The 3,547-nt window shown below is 68.6% G+C and carries 2 protein-coding genes and 1 rRNA gene; all 3 read left to right on the top strand.

Annotation, left to right across the window (positions count from 1 at the left end):
- Positions 1 to 103: ribosomal RNA gene (gene rrf / locus ACOV8S_RS28250) — 5S ribosomal RNA — on the top strand; the annotation flags it as partial.
- 177 nt (positions 104 to 280) lie between these two features.
- Positions 281 to 895, top strand: a complete 615-nt coding sequence (locus ACOV8S_RS28245) for a CDP-alcohol phosphatidyltransferase family protein (protein ID WP_448321344.1) — start codon at positions 281 to 283, stop codon at positions 893 to 895.
- A 113-nt stretch (positions 896 to 1,008) separates the two neighbouring features.
- Positions 1,009 to 3,504 carry a sugar phosphate nucleotidyltransferase gene (locus ACOV8S_RS28240; protein WP_448321313.1) on the top strand — a complete coding sequence of 832 codons (2,496 nt, stop codon included), beginning with the start codon at positions 1,009 to 1,011 and terminating at the stop codon, positions 3,502 to 3,504.
- Positions 3,505 to 3,547: the final 43 nt, after the last annotated feature.

Below are 3,547 nucleotides of genomic sequence, written 5' to 3'. Positions count from 1 at the left end.
CGTGAGGGAAACGCCCGGTTACATTCCGAACCCGGAAGCTAAGCCTCACAGCGCCGATGGTACTGCAGGGGGGACCCTGTGGGAGAGTAGGACGCCGCCGAACAAATATTGGGAAAGCCCCCGCACCGTTGGTGCGGGGGCTTTCTGCATTCCCGGGCCGTATCGGCTCCGTATAGGCCCCGTTCCTCGCACGTCAGGGCACCCCTCCGCATCCGGACGGCCGGCCTGACGGTAAGGTTCGATCGCATCGTTGACACGTATCACCACAGGAGGCCCCCGGGTGGAGGTCCAGGAGACCCGCGTCCAGACGGATCGGGTGCTCACCATCCCCAACATCCTCAGCATGGCGCGGCTTCTCGGCGTGCCGGTGTTCCTGTGGCTCATTCTGCGGCCCGAGTTCGGCGGCCCGAAGAGCGACGGCTGGGCGCTGCTCGTGCTGGCGCTGAGCGGTGTCACCGACTACCTGGACGGCAAGCTCGCCCGGCGCTGGAACCAGATCAGCAGCCTCGGCCGGCTGCTCGACCCCGCGGCCGACCGGCTGTACATCCTCTCCACCCTTCTCGGCCTCACCTGGCGGGAAATCCTGCCACTGTGGCTCACGCTGGTCCTGCTGGCGCGTGAAGCCGTCCTCCTGGTGATGGTCGCCGTCCTGCGCCGGCACGGATATCCGCCGCCGCAGGTGAACTTCCTCGGGAAGGCCGCGACGTTCAATCTGATGTACGCCTTCCCGCTCCTTCTGCTGAGCGACGGAAGCGGATGGCTGGCCTCCCTGGCGGCTGTTTTCGGTTGGGCCTTCGCGGGGTGGGGTACAACCCTCTATTGGTGGGCAGGAGTCCTCTACGTGGTGCAGGTCCGACGCCTTGTTCGCGCGGACACCATGGCCACTACCGACTGACTCGCCGATGAGTGGCCCTTCGGGGTCCGACGGCCCGTGTCCAGAACTGGCGCGACCCTTCGGGCGGAGGATGTCGGTCAACCCGTCGTCTGTCAGAGGAGGACGCTTCCGACATGAAGGCCGTCGTGATGGCCGGAGGCGAGGGCACCCGCCTTCGCCCCATGACCTCGAGCATGCCCAAACCGCTCCTGCCGGTGGTCAACCGGCCGATCATGGAGCACGTTCTGCGGCTGCTGAAAAGGCATGGGCTCAACGAAACCGTGGTCACCGTCCAGTTCCTGGCCTCTTTGGTCAAGAACTACTTCGGTGACGGCGAAGAGCTCGGTATGGAGCTCACCTATGCCAACGAGGAAAAGCCGCTCGGCACCGCGGGAAGCGTCAAGAACGCCGAAGAGGCACTCAAGGACGATGCCTTCCTCGTGATCTCCGGTGACGCCCTGACCGATTTCGATCTGACCGAGCTGATCAACTTCCACAAGGAGAAGGGCGCCCTCGTCACCGTCTGCCTGACGCGTGTGCCGAACCCGCTGGAGTTCGGCATCACCATCGTGGACGACGAGGGCAAGGTCGAGCGCTTCCTCGAGAAGCCGACCTGGGGCCAGGTCTTCTCCGACACGGTCAACACGGGCATCTACGTGATGGAGCCCGAGGTCTTCGACTACGTCCAGCCCGATGTGCCGGTGGACTGGTCGGGTGACGTCTTCCCGCAGCTCATGAAGGAAGGCAAGCCGATCTACGGCTTCGTCGCCGAGGGCTATTGGGAGGACGTCGGCACGCACGAGAGCTACGTGAAGGCCCAGGCCGACGTGCTCGAGGGCAAGGTCGACGTCGACATCGACGGCTTCGAGATCTCGCCGGGCGTGTGGGTGGCCGAGGGCGCCGAGGTGCACCCGGACGCCGTCCTGCGCGGACCGGTCTACATCGGCGACTACGCCAAGGTGGAAGCCGGCGCGGAGCTGCGCGAGCACACCGTCGTCGGTTCCAACGTGGTCGTGAAGAGCGGGGCCTTCCTGCACAAGGCCGTCGTCCACGACAACGTGTACGTCGGGCCGCACAGCAACCTCAGGGGCTGTGTGGTCGGCAAGAACACCGACATCATGCGGGCCGCCCGGATCGAGGACGGGGCGGTGATCGGCGACGAGTGCCTGATCGGTGAAGAATCGATCGTCCAGGGCAACGTACGGGTCTACCCGTTCAAGACCATCGAGGCCGGTGCCTTCGTCAACACGTCGGTGATCTGGGAGTCCAGAGGCCAGGCGCACCTCTTCGGCGCGCGTGGCGTCTCCGGCATCCTGAACGTCGAGATCACCCCCGAGCTCGCGGTGCGGCTGGCGGGCGCGTACGCCACGACCCTGAAGAAGGGCGCCACCGTCACCACCGCGCGCGACCACTCGCGAGGAGCCCGCGCGCTCAAGCGGGCCGTGATCTCGGCGCTGCAGGCCAGCGCCATCGACGTCCGCGACCTGGAGAACGTGCCGCTGCCCGTCGCCCGGCAGCAGACCGCCCGGGGCAGTGCCGGCGGCATCATGATCCGCACGACTCCCGGAGTCCCGGACTCCGTGGACATCATGTTCTTCGACAGCCAGGGCGCGGACCTCTCGCAGGCCGGCCAGCGGAAGCTGGACCGCGTCTTCGCGCGGCAGGAGTACCGGCGCGCCTTCCCCGGCGAGATCGGCGACCTGCACTTCCCGTCCAGCACCTTCGACTCCTACACCGGGTCGCTGCTGCGCAACGTCGACACCAGCGGCATCGCGGACGCGGGGCTGAAGGTCGTGGTGGACGCCTCCAACGGCAGCGCCGGACTGGTGCTGCCCAGCCTGCTCGGCAAGCTCGGGGTCGACTCCCTGACGATCAACCCGGGTCTGGACGAGGCGCGGCCCACCGAGACGCTGGAGATACGGCGTGCCGGACTCAAGCGGCTCGGCGAGATCGTCGCCTCCTCCGGTGCGGCCTTCGGCGTGCGCTTCGACCCGGTCGGCGAGCGGCTGTCGCTCGTCGACGAGCAGGGCCGCATCGTCGAGGACGACCGGGCGCTGCTGGTGATGCTGGACCTGGTCGCGGCCGAGCGCCGCAGCGGCCGGGTGGCGCTGCCGGTGACCACCACCCGCATCGCGGAGCAGGTGGCCGCCTATCACGGCACGCAGGTGGAGTGGACGACCACCTCGCCCGACGACCTGACCCGGGTCGGCCGCGAGGAGACGACCATCTTCGGCGGCGACGGCCGGGGCGGCTTCATCGTCCCCGAGTTCAGCGGCGTCTTCGACGGCACCGCGGCCTTCGTGCGGCTCATCGGACTGGTCGCCCGCACGCAGCTCACCCTGAGCCAGATCGACGCGCGGATCCCGCGGGCGCACGTGCTCAAGCGGGACCTGGCCACGCCGTGGGCGGTCAAGGGCCTGGTGATGCGCCGGGTGGTCGAGGCGGCCGGCGACCGGTTCGTCGACACCACCGACGGCGTGCGGGTCGTGGAGGCCGACGGGCGCTGGGTGCTGGTCCTGCCCGACCCGGCCGAGGCGGTCACCCACCTGTGGGCGGAGGGCCCCGACGACGCGTCCGCGCAGGCGCTCCTCGACGAGTGGAGCACCGTCGTGGAGGGCGCCGGCAACTGAGGCCGAGCCTGCCGGCGTGCCGGGCGGCCCCCGCGGAGGGGGC

Source organism: Streptomyces sp. CO7 (assembly GCF_053474865.1).
The sequence above is the reverse complement of the archived record's forward strand: the minus strand, read 5'-3'. Positions and strand labels throughout refer to the sequence as shown.